We start from the raw sequence: 16755 nt of genomic DNA, 5'->3' as shown, positions 1-16755 counted from the left end.
GAAGCGGATATACCACGGAGGGACACGGAGAGGGTGAAGAGTTAATTTTTGATTTTGAGTTGACTTGGGAGGGTGAGTTGCCGGGGGTGGACGAGTTTACCGTCGAAGTTGAGGGCTTTGTCTTGGAAGGTGCGGGCGTTGGCGAGGTCTTGGCGGAGTTGGGCCCTTTCTAGGGGATCGGGGGTGTCGTTGATGAGGTGGATGATCAGACGGGTGGCGAGATCTCGGCCGGAGACTTGGATGCGCTTTTTGGTGGGGTTGAAGAGGATGCCGTACCAGAGGGATTCGGGGTGATCGATGTGACTGAAGCCGCCTTGGGTGTCGTAGGTGTACAGTTGGGTGAAGATGCGGGTTAAGCTGAGGTGGTGTTGGTAAACGAGGATACCGATCGCCCGAACGAGGGCAATTTGACCGACGGGACGGAAGAGCATGTGACCCTTGCCATCCATGCTCTCAAAGCTGAAGCGGCGCAGGTCGGTAGATAAGGCTCCGGTTTCGAGGGCTTGGTAGCTGGGAAGGGTGGCCAGGTGGTCGAAGAGGCTGGAGAGGGTGGCGATCGCCTCATCGAGTTCTTCATCTTCGGGACGCAGGGGGATCAGTCCTTTGTCGGTGGGTTTCCAGTGGGGATAGGGATGCTGGAGATAGGCTTGGGCCATGTCTTTGAGGGCGGGGAGGGTGGTGAGAACAGTGGATTTGGCGGAGACGGTGGCGCTGTCGAAGTTGACTCTGGGGTGGCGATCGCTCTCTGCTTTCAGTAGGCGATGGTGAACAGCGATACGACGGGCGACAATGGAGAAGCCGTCATCTTCATTCAGGAGCGCCAGTTGACCAGCACTCAGGCGCACGGCCATCAGGTTGACATGGACGAAAATCGAGCGGATGCGCCCCCTGGCTTGGTCGCGGGTTTCCCCAGGGAGGACGGCGGGCAGGATCTCTAGGCCGATGGTTTCTTGGGCTAGGTTTTGCAGTTGACTGGGGGCGATGGGGTAGTGCTGATAGAGGTCTTCAGCCGTGATGCTGGAGCCGGTGGGCTTTTTGTTTTTCTTGTATTTGGGCAGGGAACCGGTGCGGATCAGTTCCATGAGTCCTTGGATGCCCATGAGCCGATGTTGGCCGTCGAGGGCAAAAAGGGAGACGCTGCGATCGAGGTTGAGCTGGCCCAGGGTGGGGTGGAGATCTAGGGGGGTGAATTGGGCGGCAGACTCAGTAGCCCGGTCTTGGCTGTCCCATTCAGGAGCATGGGGTTCATCGACCCAGGGAGGACTGATGACGGCCAGGATGGGGGGGAATTTGTGGTTGGGACGCACGGCCAGATATTGGGCGAGGGGGGCTTGGCGCGACCAGTCGAGGGGCCGCTGTTGCAATTGTTCAATGGTTTCGGCATCCCGGATGGGGTTGTGGGTTTGGGGGTCGAATTTGTCTTGAAAGAGGGGCAGTTGGTGGGCAAACCGGACATGGTTGGCAAGCCATTCGAGGGTGACGGAGGCGAGGTAGGCTTGGCTTTGTCCCATTTGGGTTTGTTGCACGAGGAGTTGGGGCATGTTTGAGCGGGGGAATGGGGAATTTGGGGTTAAGGTTGATTATCTCATTTGAAATTGTTATGGATGAAAATGCTGTTTTAGGGCCTGTTGATCCACAATTAGGTGATTTTCCTGCCGCTAGTCTTCTTAAGGTCGTTTTTGGGAAAAGTTTGGCTCCCCTATTCTGGACTTTCAACCCCAACCCATCACAATGTCTACAGTTTAAACCATAGAATTCATCCCCAAAATCTACCTTAGAAAGGGAAATTTTGGGGGATAAAACCACTCTAAGAACGAGTTGCTTCTAAAATACGAGAGAAATAAAAGCGGGTTTTCGTCATGGCATTGCGCTCAACCTTAAAGCCATATTTCTCTAAACTGGCAATCACATCTTTCTCCTTGTGCATGTAAGCACGAGTTGTCTTAGAAGGGCCGGGGAAAAAGCTGCCAATTTTCTTCAAAATCGCCAAAGCACAGGTTTTCGGGGCGAAACTGAGGATGACCCGTGATTGGGCTAAAGAGCAGAGATGACCAATCATTTCATCGGCTTTTTCTTGGGGATAATGAATTAGCACATCCAGGCAAATTACACTATGATATTCACCTTCGAGTTTCTCTAAATCTTGGGCAGTAAATTGAATATTATCCAAATTGCCTAAAACGTTTTGAGCGCGAGTTTGTGCTTCTCCCACCATTTTTTCCGAGATATCACTGGCAAATACTTTAGCACCCGCTTGAGCTAGGGGAATACTGAGGCTGCCGACTCCACACCCAGCATCACAGATGGACAGTTCCTTGAGGTTATTATCTGCTTTTAACCAGTCTAGAACTGTATCAACGGTTTGTTGATGGCCTTTACGGATATCAAGTTGGACGCGGTTAACCTCTTCTGTACCGTAAATTTTCCGCCATCGGTCAAAACCGGTTTGGTTAAAGTAGTCTTTGACGATGGTCTTATCGTCTACTAGGTTTTTCTCTTCTGCCAGGGTCATAGGAATTACAGGACGTTTTACACAGGATGGGAAAGTCTCCAGTTTTTGAGCATACCATAATTAGGCTACGGTTTCTTAGTCTAGGTACTCTTTGCTACTCTGTGATCAAGAATGCTCTGCATGACGGGGCGATCGCTCCTTGGGAGATGCCATTAAGATTGAGAGTTGACAGCTCACCTATTACCAGTGGAAAGCACTATATGGCAGGATATCCTAATGGTCAATCATCAAAACGGGGTAATGGCGGAGCTATACAACGGTCACGTTATGGGAAAATCTGTAATTTATCGCATTTTGGATGCTAATCTAGACCGCGCCAGAGAAGGACTGCGGATTATTGAGGAGTGGTGTCGGTTTGGGTTGAATAATCCGGATCTGACGGAGGAGTGTAAGCGGTTGCGCCAGGAATTGGCCCAATGGCATACGGCGGAAATTCGGGCAGCGCGGAATACGCCGGACGATCCGGGAACCCAGTTAACCCATGAGCGGGAAGAGTATCGGGGAACGATTCATCAGTTGCTCCAGGCGAATTTGTGCCGGGTTGAGGAGGCGCTGCGGGTTCTGGAGGAGTATGGGAAACTGGAAGACCGGCAGATGGGACGGGTGTGTAAGCAAATGCGCTATCGGGTGTATACCCTGGAGAGCCAGCTCATGGCCTATGGTCGCCATCAGCAGCTTTTGGAGGCTCAGTTATATTTGGTGACTTCTCCGATGCCGGAGTTGTTGGAGGTGGTGGAGGCGGCTCTGCAAGGGGGGCTGAAGCTGATTCAATATCGGGATAAGAATACTGAGGATGGGGAGCGTTTTGCTTTGGCTCAGAGTTTGCGCCAATTGTGCGATCGCTATGGTGCTTTATTCTTGATTAATGACCGGGTAGATTTGGCGTTGGCAGTGGATGCGGATGGAGTCCATCTGGGACAACAGGATCTGCCTATTGCTGTGGCGCGGGAACTATTGGGCCCCCAGAAAATCATCGGCCGCTCGACGACGAACCCGGAAGAGATGAAACGGGCGATCGCCGAAGGTGCTGATTATGTGGGCGTTGGGCCGGTGTTTGCTACGCCGACGAAACCCAATAAGGCGGCGGCTGGCCATGAGTATGTGCGCTATGCGGCCCAACATTGTCCCATTCCCTGGTTTGCGATCGGTGGTATCGATGTGAATAATTTTAATGAGGTGCTAGAGTCAGGCGCTAATCGTATTGCCGTAGTGCGAGCGATTATGGAAGCCGAACAACCCACCTTAGTGACTCAATATTTCCTCTCCCAATTGGTGCGGATGGAAACCATGAAAGCGATTCAAAATACTCAAGTCGGGAGGGGTTGAGCATGACAGAAGTCACCTTACAGGTGAATGGGGAATCCCGAACTTGTGCCATCGGCATGAGTTTGCCCCAGTTCTTGGAATCCATAGACTTAAATCCGCGCTTGGTGGCGGTGGAGTATAACGGGGAAATCCTCCATCGCCAGTTTTGGGATACAACTGAGATGAAAGAGGGCGATCGCCTGGAAATCGTCACCATCGTCGGCGGTGGGTAGCCTATCCGGTTAACTGTGTTTTTACTACGGGGATCAGTTAAGCAGCAGAAGTGACTCAAAAAGCCGAATAGTATTAAGTCCGGGTAATCAATTAATCTATATCAGCAAGGTGGGCAGGAGAAGACTGCAATATTATTCCAATTCTACAAGTAGACCCTGCCCACCCTCAACACCATTAGACAAAAAAAATTAACTGGCCTGGCCCAGTTGAAGGGTTTTTGGCTATGGTCAATCTGAAGCCAGCAGGAACAGGAGGTGGAAGATGATATTCCACCCTGAGTAATGTTCTGTAGCTCTATGGCTGACTTCTTAATCGAGCAAGAAGATTACTTTTTACCTGCTGAACGGAACCGGAGTTTGACAAGGAATGCACCGACTAAGCCCAACCCGAAAAGACTGCTCGGTTCTGGGACATCTGCGCGATCGGCGTAAAAACCTGTATCCTCAAGAACACGGATTCTATGGTTCGGATCAAAGTAGTTATATTCTGGGTTAAGCTCCATTAGAGAGGGAATCAAGGAGCCACCAGGGGGAGCCGCAGCAGGGGCGGGTACACTAGGATTAGACTCAGCGACTGTAGACCCTCCAAAAAATTTGCCGAGAGCGTTTAATCCTCCCCAAATCCAGTTTTTCTTGGTGGAAACACGGGTAGAAGCAGAGTAGTCCCTGTAGCTGGCATTGGTATTACCATCACGGGAACTGATAAAGGAATGAACGCCTGCAACTCGACCATTAATAAATAAACCCCCACCGCTATCGCCTTTGGCAAGCTGATATTCTAAATCGAGGGGTTGGCTTAAGGAGTCCCACCATCTGCTAGTACCAGGGTCGTCAAAGTCAGAGACTAAAAGATTGGTACTGTATCCTAGTCGATTACCCGTGCCAATGACATTTTGTCCAGCTCGCTTGGTTCCACCGTTAGAAATAGCTCCCGTCAAACCGTTACCGCTTTGACCATAACCAACATAAGTGCCCAAACTTATATCTTCATCAAAACCAGTATAAAGTGAAGCCGCATTAACTCCCCTGACGGATTCAGATAAGGCCAGAAGGGCTATGTCATTACCCAAGGCGAAATTGCGACCGGTTGCAAACCAATCTCTATGAGCGGTTAATCCGGTGACAGAATAACGATTATTGCCTACCCAGAATGTGCCTTGATTCATGTATGAGCCATTTTCGACACAGTGGGCGGCGGTCATGACATATCTGGAGCCAATGAGTGTTCCCGAACATCCCCAACTACTGCTGGAGTTGCGGGCACTGAGATAGCCGACGCTGGGAAATAAGTTAGCCAGATTGCGATATTGGGAGTCGGAGCGATCGTGACGGATTGTACCTGCTTGTACGGGGGCGGCGATCGCACTCAGTCCAACGGTAGCGGTAAGCGCTAAGAGTGCAGAGGATACTGACAAGGATTGGATTTTATCGTTTTCCATGGTGATTGTTTCTCAATCTTACGAGGATCGTCAAATTTACCTATTTTTGCGCGGAGAATAAATCAGTAATCCTAGCGGCATTATTGTCACCATCGTTGGGGGTGGGTAGCCTGGCAATCCCCTGAGACTCTTATGGCATAGCCCTAAAAACTCATACTATTCCAGGTTTCGGCTGCGTCTGATAGGGCTTGATCCACTGTTTTTTCCCCTAACATTGCCCCTTGTAGATTGTCGTAAATGGCTGCTTTTAACTCGGTTAGTCCTTTCATGGCGGGAATTAACACTTCTGCTGAGTCCAATTGTTGGGAGCCGATCAAGCGGGCAGTTTCTAGGGGAGTAGATTGGGCGGTGGATTTAAGTTGGGTTTGATACTCTTGTACGGATTCTACCGTAGAGGGTAAGACATTGGCAGCTTGGGCAAAGGCAAGCTGATTTTCGGGGTTGGTGACGAAGAGGGCGAATTTGAGGGCGTTTTCGGGTTGATCGGTTTGACGGGGGATGACTAGGTTCATGACGGCGACGTTGATTTTACCCGTGCTTCCGGTGATTTGCGGAGAACTTTGGGTCACTTCGGCGATGGTGGGGGCATTGGTGGCGATCGCATTCATAAATTCTGGCCCGGAAAATAATAGGGCTACTTCCCCTGCTTGGTACAGCTCAATCGCTCGCCGATGTCCCTGGGTTAGCACTTCCCTGGGTAACCAACCTTTTTGGTATAAATCAACCCAGTATTCAAAGGCGGCTTTTCCTTCAGGGGTATTAAACGCGGCTTTTCCTTGCTCATCGACTAACGTTACCCCCATTTGTACCATCGACTCTAGGACTTCCGAGGAATCTTCAGGCACAAAAGTAACAAAAAAGGCAAATTTTCCGGTTTTTTCCTTGACTTGTTGGGCAACTTGTGCTAGTTCGGCATAGGTTTTCGGGGGTTCGGTAATGGCTGCTGACTGTAAAATCGATTGATTATGGAGGACGATCCGGGTCGTCAGATACCAGGGTAAACCGAATGTCATCTCCTTGAGGGTATTGGCTTTCCAAATTCCCGGTAAATAGAGGTTGCGATCGCCCTCACTCATGCGATCTTCTAAAGGCAACCAAGCTTGACGAGCCGCCAAGGTCGAGGCAAAATTGGGATTCAAGTTGACCACATCCGGAGCTGTTTGCGCCGCTACTGCCGTTAAAATCTTACTCTCCATTGCCGCCCAAGGCACATCCACCCAACGAATAGTCACTCCAGGATTTTGAGCCTCAAACTCAGCAATTAGGGTATTAAAATAATCCGTAAACTTAGGTTGCAATTGCATCGTCCAGAACTCCACTTCCCCGGAAGCAGAATCCTTGGGTTGGGGAGTGCCACAACTGATCAGCCAAGTGAGACAAAAGGCGATCGCCATCCATACCCAAAACGACTTGCGACGAACAGAGAGCATCATAAACCAACCTAAACAGGAAAACCATAATTATCAAGCATCTAGGCTCAATAATCAATTCACCAGTAGGGATGAGTTTTAGACCCACCCCTACAATCACGGCCCATTACCAGCCCTAGAGAACCTGTTCAACTTCAGCAATTTCCGGAATAAATTCGCGCAAACGGCGTTCAATTCCCATTTTTAGCGTCATTGCCGAACTCGGACAAGAGCCACAAGCACCTTGTAAACGCAATTTCACAATGGGGCCATCAATTTCGCTCAGTTCCACATTTCCCCCATCAGCCATCAGGTAGGGACGGAGGTCATCTAAAACGGCTTCTACATTATCCGGGGTTAGTTCCAGGGGAGGGGTTAAAGTGCTAGACATAGGTTTTATTCACCACAATGGACTTCAAATGCTTTCAATTATCCTAACGCGATTAATGAAATTCGGCGATCGCCCTAAACCAGACTCGGCTCCAACAGTTTAATCTTGGAATAAGTAAACTGGGTCGTCACCTTTTCCTCTGGCCGTTCCGTATGCAGGGTTTGATGGGTGAGCATAAAATAATCACCAACGAGTTGATAGCGGTCTTCAAATTGCACCTGCTGAATTAACTCCCCCGTTTCCGTCTTGCGAAACACAGCATCATAACGGGTGGGTAGATAGCCCTTGCCTGTATCCAAGGTTTCATGGGTATCAATATAAAAGGTCATTTGACCGACCACCCGTTTGACATAGCAAATCGTGCGATCGCGCACTTTATATTCTGAACCCATAGCTGCACCAGAAACCTGGATCTCCACCGCTCCCGTATCATCCCTTTCTCCCAGAGTAAAACTATTTTTACCATGGGTATCCTCAAAAGGACTACGTTTACGATGGGTAATGATATCCTTCAGTTGGGTTTCCACCGATTTTTTCACCGTCTCATTCTCAATCCCCGAAACTTCAATCGTCAGATCTCGGTTAATCTGAATAGAACCGCTATAGATTTCATTGCCTTGTTCAACATCAATCTCAGCACTCATTCCGGGAAACGGGTCATCCCAGGTATAACGATTTTCGTAAGCACTTTGGAAAAGGTCACGGGCGTTGGTGGTTTGAGTCATCTTAACTACGATCTAATTCGGATCATCAATTTTGCACATCTACCATTTTTACATAATGGGGGGATGGGGAGATAGGGAGATAAGGTTTTTAATCCTAACTCATTACCCCTGCCAACCAGTAGGTTTTCATCTTCCCCTTCCCTTTAACCGAAATAATCCCCCGTTCTTCAAACTCAAACCGGTCTTGAAGACACTGATAAAATTGCTCACTCACCTGAATTTTTCCCGGCATCCCCGAAGACTCCATCCGGGAAGCCACATTCACCGTATCACCCCATAAATCATAACTAAACTTACGCACACCAATCACTCCAGCGACCACTGGCCCGGTATGAATCCCAATGCGAATTTGTATAGATTCCCCATTTTTCAAACAAAACTGTTGTATACAATCTTGCATTTCTAAGGCCATAGCAGCCATAATTGCTTGATGATCCGCTTGGGGAACCGGTAAACCACCTACCACCATATAAGAATCACCAATAGTTTTTATTTTTTCCAAACCATGTTTCTCGGCTAAATAATCAAAACTAGAGAACAGCTCATTAAGCCAATTGACTAAATTTATCGGAGCCATACGAGACGATAAAGACGTGAAACCCACAATATCTGAAAACAAGATAGTTACCGATTCAAAATGTTCTGCGATCGCCTGGGTTTCCTGCTTCAGTTGTTTCGCGATCGCCTCCGGCAGAATATTTAACAACAGCGTCTCCGATTTCTCCTGCTCTCGACGCAAATCCGCCGTTCTCTCTTCCACCCGTAACTCCAATTCCTCATTACTTTTTTCTAGAGCCGTAAACGAGGCTTGAAGCTGATTAGCCATTTGATTAAACGATTGGGCCAAAATTTTTAACTCAGCCACCCCTTTAACCTCCACATTCTCCGCTAAACTCCCATGGCTCCAGCGTGTTAGAGCAGCACTTGCTAACCGACGACTTCCCGCACTTAACTGCATAATCGGATCGGTGATCCACTTTGCACTCACCCATCCAAAACCCGTAGCAACCACTAAGGAAATCACACACAGAGCGATCGTCCGTTGTGTATTTTTATGAATTTGTCCCATAAAATCCGACTCTGGAACCATCACCACAATCAACCAATCTAAATTCTGTCCTTGCTCAAAGGGCAAAACTTGCAAAAAATATCGCTCCCGATCCACCTTTAATTCTAAATTTTGCGCTGTTCTAATCTTCTCTAAATCACCAAACCGATCGTACAAATATAAAGCAGTTTTTTGAATCACTCCATTCTCACTCTCAATAGCTGGCAAGCGCTCCACAGTCTCTGGTTTAATCACAAAAGGCAATTCTGACGTAGAAGTTGCCACCAGAAAACCAGAGCGATCCATAATAAAAGTTTTTCCTGACTCACCAATTTTAATCGCTTGCAAAAAAGTACGAATATGAGATAAAACAAAATCCACTCCTAATACTCCCCACAATTCTCCAGACTCCTCAACAACCGGTTGAGCAAGCGTTATTTTTAATCGCGGTTCCTTAAAATCTGTATAAACATCACTCCAAGTCGCCTCTTGAGTATCTACCGCTTTTTTGTACCAAGGACGCACCCTCGGATCATAGGCATTTCCCTGTTGTAAAAGTTGAGTGGGATTCCCTTGACTATCTGTGGCATAACTATAAAAGTGAAACCCAGTTTCTATACCCGCTCTTCCCACTTGCCAAGTTTGATCGTTTTGAAATCCTAAACCCGTAAATTCTCCCTCTTGCGTACCAAAATAAATCGCTGAAACCTTAATGGGAGCAAACAAATCTCTCTGTCGCCAAAAAGCACGAGTTAAACGGGAATAATCTTGTGGATCTAATTGTCCTAATTCTAAGCTATTAGTATTGACTTCAGCAATAATTCGAGGTGCTTCTAAATAATCATCTAAATTTTGCTTAATTCTAGCACTAGCTTCATCCCTAAGCTGTAAAGTGACTTCCCGCACCGCTTGTTGACCATTGCGTAAAGATAACCAACCCGTTAATCCCACTGCTCCTACAATTTGTAAAATAAAGGGAATCACTAACAGTAATCTGAGGGGGATATCTTGAGATAGATTCAGAGATTGATCTCCCGAAATTTTGCTTTTTGGTTTAGAAACTAACGGTTGATGTTGTAAAGGGTCATTCTCTTCAATCTCTCTCATACTGGTTTCCTTTGGTTTGAGATTGGTCTCCACCATAGATCATGACAAGTGTTAATAATTTTAAACTTGATGAACCCTTAATGTCACTCTTTACCCATGGTTTGGATCGGGGTAGATTTTATTATAACGCTTTCCCTGGAAAATCCCATCTTCAGGAGATACTTATTCTCAATATTCAAATTCTTAGATTGAATTCAACAAAACTTTACATTAACACTGGTTTTAGATTATAATTGTTACAATAATTCAGTATTTATAGTTTACTTTAAGTAGTTTATTTAACGAAAATCCCAAATGAGTAGAGAATGATGAACCGAATCGCTGATTCATTGTCTAAAATCAAACCCATCTGACCACCCTGTAAATAGGGCAGTAAAATCATAAGGATTAACTCTTGTAGTCATCTCATCCAGTTTTAACCTAAGATTGAGATATTCATCATCTTTCTATTGTGGTTCTACAGAAAAAACTCCTCTAATGTATTCCTTTGCAGATTTTCAGAATGATTTTCAAGACATTGTTATTCTCATTGTAGATGATAATCCGACGAACTTAAAAGTTTTATCGGATACTCTCAAAGATTTAGGATGGGAAATTTTAGTGGCTCTTGATGGAGAAAGTGCAATTGAACAGGCTGAATATGCACAACCTGACTTGATTCTTTTAGATGTGATGATGCCGGGTATTGATGGATTTGAAACCTGTCGTCGTCTCAAGTCGTCACCTTCTACTCAAGATATTCCGATTATTTTTACGACTGCATTAGGAGAAATTGAGGATAAAATGCGGGGTTTTGATGTTGGTGCAGTGGATTATATTACGAAACCTTTTCGTCAAGAAGAGGTGTTAGCTCGTATTAAAGTCCATTTAACTCTGAGAACTTTAAATCTTGATTTAGAAAAGAAAAACAAGCAGCTCCAGGAAGAAATTAAAGAAAGGGAAAAAGTAGAATGTGATTTGAAAAAATTGACTCAAGAATTGGAATCTAGAATTAAATATAGAACTCTTGAATTGCAAATTGCGAAAGAAAAAGCGGATCGAGCAAGTCAAGCAAAAAGTGATTTTTTAGCACGCATGAGTCATGAACTAAGAACCCCCTTAAATGCGATCTTGGGTTTTTCCCAGGTGTTAAGAAAGGAACAGGGTGAGCATAAGAATAAAGATCAATATTTGGATATTATTATTCATAGTGGAGAACATTTATTACAGTTAATCAATAATGTTTTAGAGCTATCTAAAATCGAAGCGGGTAAGTCTCATCTCAATGAATCTACTTTCAATTTATGGACGATGATGGAAAGCCTTGAAAAGATGTTATCCCTTAAGGTTGAATGCAAATCGGTCAATTTACTTTTTGAAATCCTAGATGATGGTGCTGAAGTGATTATAGCAGATGAAAGTAAATTAAGGCAAATATTGATTAACTTAGTCGATAATGCAATTAAGTTTACAGAAAAGGGATGGATTAAAGTTGAAGTGGGTCAGTATGAAGAAGAGACTCCAAAGGGTGAAGAAAACCATCAGTGTCTTATGTTTAAGATTCAAGATACGGGGATTGGGATCTCGCCGGAAGAGATGGATAATTTATTTGATGTTTTCTTTCAAACTAATCAAGGGCTGAAACTCAACCAGGGAACAGGATTAGGCTTACCGATCGCTCGTGAATTTATCAAGTTAATGGGGGGTGAGATTTGGGTCAGTAGCACTTTGGGTAAAGGGACAGTGTTTGAGTTTTTTATTCCGGTCAAAGTGGCGGATTGGACAACTCAAAATTCCCTGAGTCACCATCGTCAGATTATGGGTCTGACTAAAGATGATCCAACGTATAAGGTTTTGGTGGTAGAGGATCATTGGGCGAATCGGATATTGCTGGTGAATTTGTTAAAACAAGTTGGGTTTGAAGTTCAGGAAGCGCTGAATGGACTTGAAGCGATAGAAATGTGGCAAACTTGGCATCCTGATTTGGTTTGGATGGATATGGCAATGCCGGTGATGGATGGATATGAGGCGACTCGAAGGATTAGGTCGTCTCCAGGGGGAAAAGAAACGGTGATTATTGCTTTAAGTGCAAATGCTTTTGCTGAGGATAAGGAAAAGATGTTGGCGAGTGGTTGTGATGATTATTTAAGTAAACCGTTTGATGAGGTGGAATTGCTGGAAAAGATGGCTCAATATCTGGATATTGCCTATGTTTATGAAGAGGAAAAAGCGATCGCCCAGGGAGATGTGCAGGAGACGATCGCCCTTACCCCCGATCGCCTAAAACCCCTCCCTCAAACCTGGCTCGATCGCCTCCAGAAGGCAGCCATTGAAGCAGATAGCGATTTGCTGCTGGATCTGATTGCCGAAATTCAAGAGCGCGATCGCCCCCTCAGCCATACCTTAACTCATCTGGTCAACAACTTTGACTTCGAGACCATTACCCAAGTTACCGAAGAGATTGCCAACTCAGACTAATTAAGACCTCAACCGACTTATTTACAGCGCTTTGCGCTGTATAGTATTTGCCATCTGGCTTAACGCAGGCATGGTACAACCAGAAGGGCAATCAGGTTCCATTGTCCCAGATTAAGCGATCCATCCTTTGACTTCGCTATCGAGCAGAGGTTTTTCCAGTTTGACATACTCACTTTTCGCTGCTTGCAAGATATGTTTCATCTGCACCGGTTCGTCCTCTTCTGCGGCTAAAAATGCAGCATTCAGGGCAATATTACGAATATTTCCCCCAGAAATACTCAGTTTTCCTAATTTGTTCATATCGAGATCTTGAGTCGGCGTTTCTGGGGGGAAGATTCTGCGCCAAATTTCTGCCCGTTGTTTAATATCGGGAAAGTTAAAGGGGACAATAAACCGGATGCGTCGCATGAAGGCATTATCTAAGGCTCCTTTGAGGTTGGTGGTGAGAATAGCGAGACCTTGATAGGCTTCCATCCGTTGCAACAGATAGCTGACTTCGATGTTCGCGTGGCGATCGTGGGAATCTTTGACTTCTGAACGTTTTCCAAACAGAGCATCAGCTTCATCAAATAATAGTATGGTTCCCCCACTTTCTGCCGCATCAAACACGCGGCGCAGGTTTTTTTCGGTTTCGCCAATGTATTTACTAACCACGGAACTGAGGTCAATTTTATATAAGTCTAATTTTAGGGTATTGGCAAGCACTTCGGCTGCTGTGGTTTTCCCGGTTCCACTGGGGCCAGAAAATAGGGCACTGATGCCTAAACCGCGTCCACTTTTGCGCCGAAAGCCCCAATTTTCATAGACTTTTGCCCGTTGGCGCAGGTGGGCGGCCATGGTTTTTAGGGTTTGCGTTTGCGTATCTGGAAGTACCAGATCTTCCCAGGTGGCTTGGACTTCGATGCGTTGGGCGAGGTCGTCCATGCGGGGGCGGGCTTGGTGGCGACAGGCGCTCCAGAGTTCACGGGTAATGATTTCTGGAGTTTTATTGCGGTTTTTACTGAGGGTATGGGCGCAGATGGTTTGAATTTGGGTGCTGGTGAGGTTGAATTGAGAGATTAGGGTTTGCACTTGGCCGTTAAGTTCGATACCCCAAGCGTCGAGGTGAGTTTGCCAATATTGGGATTGTTGGCTGAGGGTGGGTTTGTGGACTTCGAGGTTGATGATGGAGCGGTTGGGGATGGAGAGCCGATCGCCACTGGTGAGAATCACCGGCGTGCTAATCTCTTGAATGAGCTTAACTAGGGCGAGGTTTTGGTTCAGGGGAGTAGCAAGGCGATCGCAGTTAATCAACAGCGCATACCCTTTCAGAAAGGCTTCCCGATGCCATAATCTCAGCAGTTGATGGACATCATGGGGACTAGAGGGAAGTTGAGCGGGATCGAGATGATGGAGGGTTAAATTAAGACTAGAGAATGCGGTAGCGGCGATCGCCTGTTTACTCTGACTATCTTCCCCACATAATTGTACCAAGGGAAACTCCTGGCCATTCGCTGCACCCACCCAGGTATCTACCAAGACTTGGATCAACTCATGGTCATGTTCCATTAAGGATACCGAAACATCCACGGGTCGGATCAACGCTTCGAGTTGCAACGGTTGAGTCTTTACCCCCGCCAAATAATGCAGAATACTCTCATCAATTCTTAGGGGACTGAGGGTAAACGACGGCCCCGCTCCCAATTCAATTAAGCGCCAATACCGTAAGGGAGATTCCGGAGTTAAAGCGCTCCAATGGGGGCGATCTAAAAGTTTCAACGCTAACCCAAATGTAGGGTAAGATTTCTGCCCTGTTCCTTGTAGATGGCTCAACCAATCTAAAAACTGTTCATCTAATTCTGCTCCCGCACACAAGAGTAAAATATCTCTCTCAAAACTCGAAAGATTAAACGTACTGCACAGTCGATCCAGAGCAAATTCAGACTCTTCTAAATCGGGAATGGATTCCCCTTGATCGGTAACCATCTCCTCAGTAACCGATTCCCGACTTATTTTGTCATTTTCATGTCGGACGAAGTCCGAAATCCTGGTTTGCAGTTGTGCCAACGCTTGGATTAAAGCCTGTTGATTTGCGTTTTGCCAGGTGGTGTTGAATAAATCAGTCATGGCTTAATAAAAATTTAGTTAATAATTTGGACATAAGGCTTTTGCCCTCTCCCTTTCATGTCCGAAGGAAAATCCCTCTCCCACGGGAGAGGGACTTATGCTCCCCTTCTCCTGCGGGAGAAGGGGTTGGGGGATGAGGGGCACACGCTTCAAACTCATCTAAAAACGCCATATAAACCCACCAGATCCAGATTTGAGTATCTAAAACAATCATTTCAACACATCCCAATCTTGATCGACTACAGCCGGTTCAAAAGGATCGTCATAGCGTAAAACTGTACCCTGAAGGGGATGTTCTTTAGACTGTTCTAAAATAATCACTTCTACTGCGTCTCCAGCCTGAAACGGTAATCCTTCGAGTAGTAAGGTTCCGTCTTCTTTCAGGATAGCAGTGACTTTGTAAGCGTTCATGAATCTAATATCAAATCTATTTATTTACGCTACCTATCTCTGTAGGGGCGGGTTATACCCAAATCTTGTAGACTGACAACTATTTTTGTATTCATGTCCGCTTGCGGAAACCCGCCCTCCCCACTCCCCCCATCCCCCAGAGAAGAAAGCGCTGCATGAAATCATTCCAAGCTGAGAATGGGGCCGATATATTGTTCATAGGTGGGACTATTGGGATCGAGATCTACATCCAGTAAGCTCTCTGCACCGTCAACTTGAATGCGAACAAAATAGTCTCCCGGTTGCACGTTGCTGATGGGAATGATTGGGGTGCGGGTATTGTCGCGAATGGGGGTACTGTTGAAGAGATAGGCGATCGCACTTTCGCTAGAATATTCATTCAGCATCAGCACTACTCGCTGACCCGGCCCAATGGTGAGGTTAGTGCGAATAATCACTTTACCCAAGCGTCGGTCTTCTTCCGTTCCTTCTATGTCTACCAGTTCATAACCCAGAAAACTCGGCCGGATCACAAAGGGAAAAACATTAGATTCCACTTTTTGAATGGGTTCAGTCGTGGCACTGCGACGGGGACGAGAGCGACCATTTTGAGACGGAAGGGAGGGAAGTTGGGGATGAATCACTTGCAGGGACTGAACTCCGGCCCGCAAATGGCTATTGGGAACCAGACGCAGGGGAAGGTTTAATTCGGTGTCGTTGATAATTTGCGGAGTCACTTCCGCTTGATTGATCCGCACTTGGGTGACGGAATGGGAGAGGAAGCGGCCGCGAATACGGAGGGTGCTGTTGGCTAAAATCGGCATATATTTGCCCGTGGTATTGACGACTTGATCGACCATGGGTTGTTTGGGGAAGGGGCCGCCGATCATGCGGCGATCGCGCACTGGTAGTGCAGATTTAGCCGATACATCGCTTTCAATCAGAATCACACTAATTTTATAGACCACCGATAAAGCATGGGGAGTCTGGAAAAAGACCGACCAAATTTTCGAGAGTTCATCCGTAGAAACAGAGATGAATTCCGCCCGAATTTGTTCAATTTGGTCAGCTAAATCCGACCCTTCTAAGTAGTCAAACGTCGGATCGTTAATCGTTTCCTGAATCATTTGCGGTGTAAAAACCAATTGGTCTTCTAGGGCACGAGCCACACACCCTAAAAGTCGTTGCGGTTCTAATTCTGCATCATTCCCATAACAAGAAATCACGTAAAATAAATCTAGGGCGGCTTGCCTGCGCTTAACCATATCCCCCCGTCTTTGAAAGTTGGGAGTATCTTGATTTGTTAGAGCCGGATTGCGTTTGATGTGGTATAAATAGAGATTAACCCCAGTCTCTGGGATACCGCCCCCCGCACCATCCGGGCGCACCGTAGTTACCCTAGAACCATCCACATCCGTTTGTATCGCTTGTTGAATAATGCGCTGCATGGTCGCTGTGGCCGTGGCGATCGCTAAATAATTAGCCATTAAATTCACTCACTCGCTTCAGTTCTATTGCCAGCCCTGATCCTGCCCCAGAATAGCTCATCGGGTCTTAGCCGCTATCTTAGCCTAGGATCGGCCATTCATCTATGGATTAATTTTTGTCATTTTTTATGGATATTTTTTGCTTA

Annotated in this window: 13 protein-coding genes and 1 pseudogene; 4 read left to right on the top strand and 10 right to left on the bottom strand. The window is 46.5% G+C overall.

All coding sequences use genetic code 11. The features are described from left to right. Positions 1-41: 41 nt before the first annotated feature. On the bottom strand, positions 42-1541 hold the full coding sequence (locus tag PMG71_RS18540) for a DGQHR domain-containing protein (RefSeq protein WP_283755205.1): 1500 nt from the start codon (positions 1539-1541) through the stop codon (positions 42-44). 2 nt (positions 1542-1543) lie between these two features. Between PMG71_RS18540 and PMG71_RS24205 the strand changes: the two are divergent. Next, positions 1544-1702: pseudogene (locus tag PMG71_RS24205) on the top strand (SDH family Clp fold serine proteinase); the annotation flags it as partial. A 105-nt stretch (positions 1703-1807) separates the two neighbouring features. Here the strand turns inward: PMG71_RS24205 and bchM are convergent. Beyond that, on the bottom strand, positions 1808-2512 hold the full coding sequence (gene bchM, locus PMG71_RS18535; RefSeq protein WP_283755204.1) for a magnesium protoporphyrin IX methyltransferase: 705 nt from the start codon (positions 2510-2512) through the stop codon (positions 1808-1810). A 240-nt stretch (positions 2513-2752) separates the two neighbouring features. On the opposite strand from bchM, the gene PMG71_RS18530 reads away from it, so the two are divergent. Further along, a complete protein-coding gene (locus PMG71_RS18530; RefSeq protein WP_347179333.1) occupies positions 2753-3838 on the top strand; it encodes a thiamine phosphate synthase in 1086 nt (361 codons plus the stop codon). A gap of 2 nt (positions 3839-3840) precedes the next feature. Continuing rightward, positions 3841-4050 (top strand): sulfur carrier protein ThiS, encoded by a 210-nt coding sequence (thiS, locus tag PMG71_RS18525; protein ID WP_283755202.1) that lies wholly within the window; start codon positions 3841-3843, stop codon positions 4048-4050. A gap of 326 nt (positions 4051-4376) precedes the next feature. On the opposite strand, the gene PMG71_RS18520 is transcribed toward thiS, so the two are convergent. The 5 genes from PMG71_RS18520 to PMG71_RS18500 form a co-directional block, all read right to left on the bottom strand. Then, positions 4377-5489 carry a trypsin-like serine protease gene (locus PMG71_RS18520; protein WP_283755201.1) on the bottom strand — a complete coding sequence of 371 codons (1113 nt, stop codon included), beginning with the start codon at positions 5487-5489 and terminating at the stop codon, positions 4377-4379. A 143-nt stretch (positions 5490-5632) separates the two neighbouring features. After that, on the bottom strand, positions 5633-6922 hold the full coding sequence (locus PMG71_RS18515) for an ABC transporter substrate-binding protein (RefSeq protein WP_283755200.1): 1290 nt from the start codon (positions 6920-6922) through the stop codon (positions 5633-5635). Positions 6923-7034: 112 nt separating this feature from the next. Then, positions 7035-7289, bottom strand: a complete 255-nt coding sequence (locus PMG71_RS18510; protein ID WP_283755199.1) for a NifU family protein — start codon at positions 7287-7289, stop codon at positions 7035-7037. Positions 7290-7363: 74 nt separating this feature from the next. Further along, positions 7364-8014, bottom strand: coding sequence for a DUF3386 domain-containing protein (locus tag PMG71_RS18505; protein WP_283755198.1), 651 nt, complete (start codon positions 8012-8014; stop codon positions 7364-7366). A gap of 94 nt (positions 8015-8108) precedes the next feature. Then, positions 8109-10169 carry an adenylate/guanylate cyclase domain-containing protein gene (locus PMG71_RS18500; RefSeq protein WP_283755197.1) on the bottom strand — a complete coding sequence of 687 codons (2061 nt, stop codon included), beginning with the start codon at positions 10167-10169 and terminating at the stop codon, positions 8109-8111. A gap of 477 nt (positions 10170-10646) precedes the next feature. Here PMG71_RS18500 and PMG71_RS18495 point away from each other — a divergent pair, with 477 nt between their 5' ends. Then, a complete protein-coding gene (locus tag PMG71_RS18495; protein WP_283755196.1) occupies positions 10647-12626 on the top strand; it encodes a response regulator in 1980 nt (659 codons plus the stop codon). A 111-nt stretch (positions 12627-12737) separates the two neighbouring features. Here PMG71_RS18495 and PMG71_RS18490 read toward each other — a convergent pair whose 3' ends face one another. From PMG71_RS18490 to PMG71_RS18480, 3 genes are all read right to left on the bottom strand, one after another. After that, positions 12738-14732 (bottom strand): ATP-binding protein, encoded by a 1995-nt coding sequence (locus PMG71_RS18490; protein ID WP_283755195.1) that lies wholly within the window; start codon positions 14730-14732, stop codon positions 12738-12740. Between the two features lie 210 nt (positions 14733-14942). After that, positions 14943-15143 (bottom strand): hypothetical protein, encoded by a 201-nt coding sequence (locus PMG71_RS18485; protein WP_283755194.1) that lies wholly within the window; start codon positions 15141-15143, stop codon positions 14943-14945. 161 nt (positions 15144-15304) lie between these two features. Continuing rightward, positions 15305-16609 carry a Pvc16 family protein gene (locus PMG71_RS18480; protein WP_283755193.1) on the bottom strand — a complete coding sequence of 435 codons (1305 nt, stop codon included), beginning with the start codon at positions 16607-16609 and terminating at the stop codon, positions 15305-15307. Positions 16610-16755 lie beyond the last annotated feature (146 nt).

The organism is Roseofilum acuticapitatum BLCC-M154, assembly GCF_030068475.1.
In the GTDB taxonomy this organism is placed as follows: domain Bacteria; phylum Cyanobacteriota; class Cyanobacteriia; order Cyanobacteriales; family Desertifilaceae; genus Roseofilum; species Roseofilum acuticapitatum.
Note: the sequence above shows the minus strand (reverse complement) of the source record. Positions and strands in the feature narration are given on the sequence as shown.

Coding starts and splice junctions, on each gene's coding strand:
- PMG71_RS18540 (WP_283755205.1), bottom strand. CDS start 1,541: ATGCCCCAACTCCTCGTGCAACAAACCCAAATGGGACAAAGCCAAGCC.
- bchM (WP_283755204.1), bottom strand. CDS start 2,512: ATGACCCTGGCAGAAGAGAAAAACCTAGTAGACGATAAGACCATCGTC.
- PMG71_RS18530 (WP_347179333.1), top strand. CDS start 2,753: ATGGCGGAGCTATACAACGGTCACGTTATGGGAAAATCTGTAATTTAT.
- thiS (WP_283755202.1), top strand. CDS start 3,841: ATGACAGAAGTCACCTTACAGGTGAATGGGGAATCCCGAACTTGTGCC.
- PMG71_RS18520 (WP_283755201.1), bottom strand. CDS start 5,489: ATGGAAAACGATAAAATCCAATCCTTGTCAGTATCCTCTGCACTCTTA.
- PMG71_RS18515 (WP_283755200.1), bottom strand. CDS start 6,922: ATGATGCTCTCTGTTCGTCGCAAGTCGTTTTGGGTATGGATGGCGATC.
- PMG71_RS18510 (WP_283755199.1), bottom strand. CDS start 7,289: ATGTCTAGCACTTTAACCCCTCCCCTGGAACTAACCCCGGATAATGTA.
- PMG71_RS18505 (WP_283755198.1), bottom strand. CDS start 8,014: ATGACTCAAACCACCAACGCCCGTGACCTTTTCCAAAGTGCTTACGAA.
- PMG71_RS18500 (WP_283755197.1), bottom strand. CDS start 10,169: ATGAGAGAGATTGAAGAGAATGACCCTTTACAACATCAACCGTTAGTT.
- PMG71_RS18495 (WP_283755196.1), top strand. CDS start 10,647: ATGTATTCCTTTGCAGATTTTCAGAATGATTTTCAAGACATTGTTATT.
- PMG71_RS18490 (WP_283755195.1), bottom strand. CDS start 14,732: ATGACTGATTTATTCAACACCACCTGGCAAAACGCAAATCAACAGGCT.
- PMG71_RS18485 (WP_283755194.1), bottom strand. CDS start 15,143: ATGAACGCTTACAAAGTCACTGCTATCCTGAAAGAAGACGGAACCTTA.
- PMG71_RS18480 (WP_283755193.1), bottom strand. CDS start 16,609: ATGGCTAATTATTTAGCGATCGCCACGGCCACAGCGACCATGCAGCGC.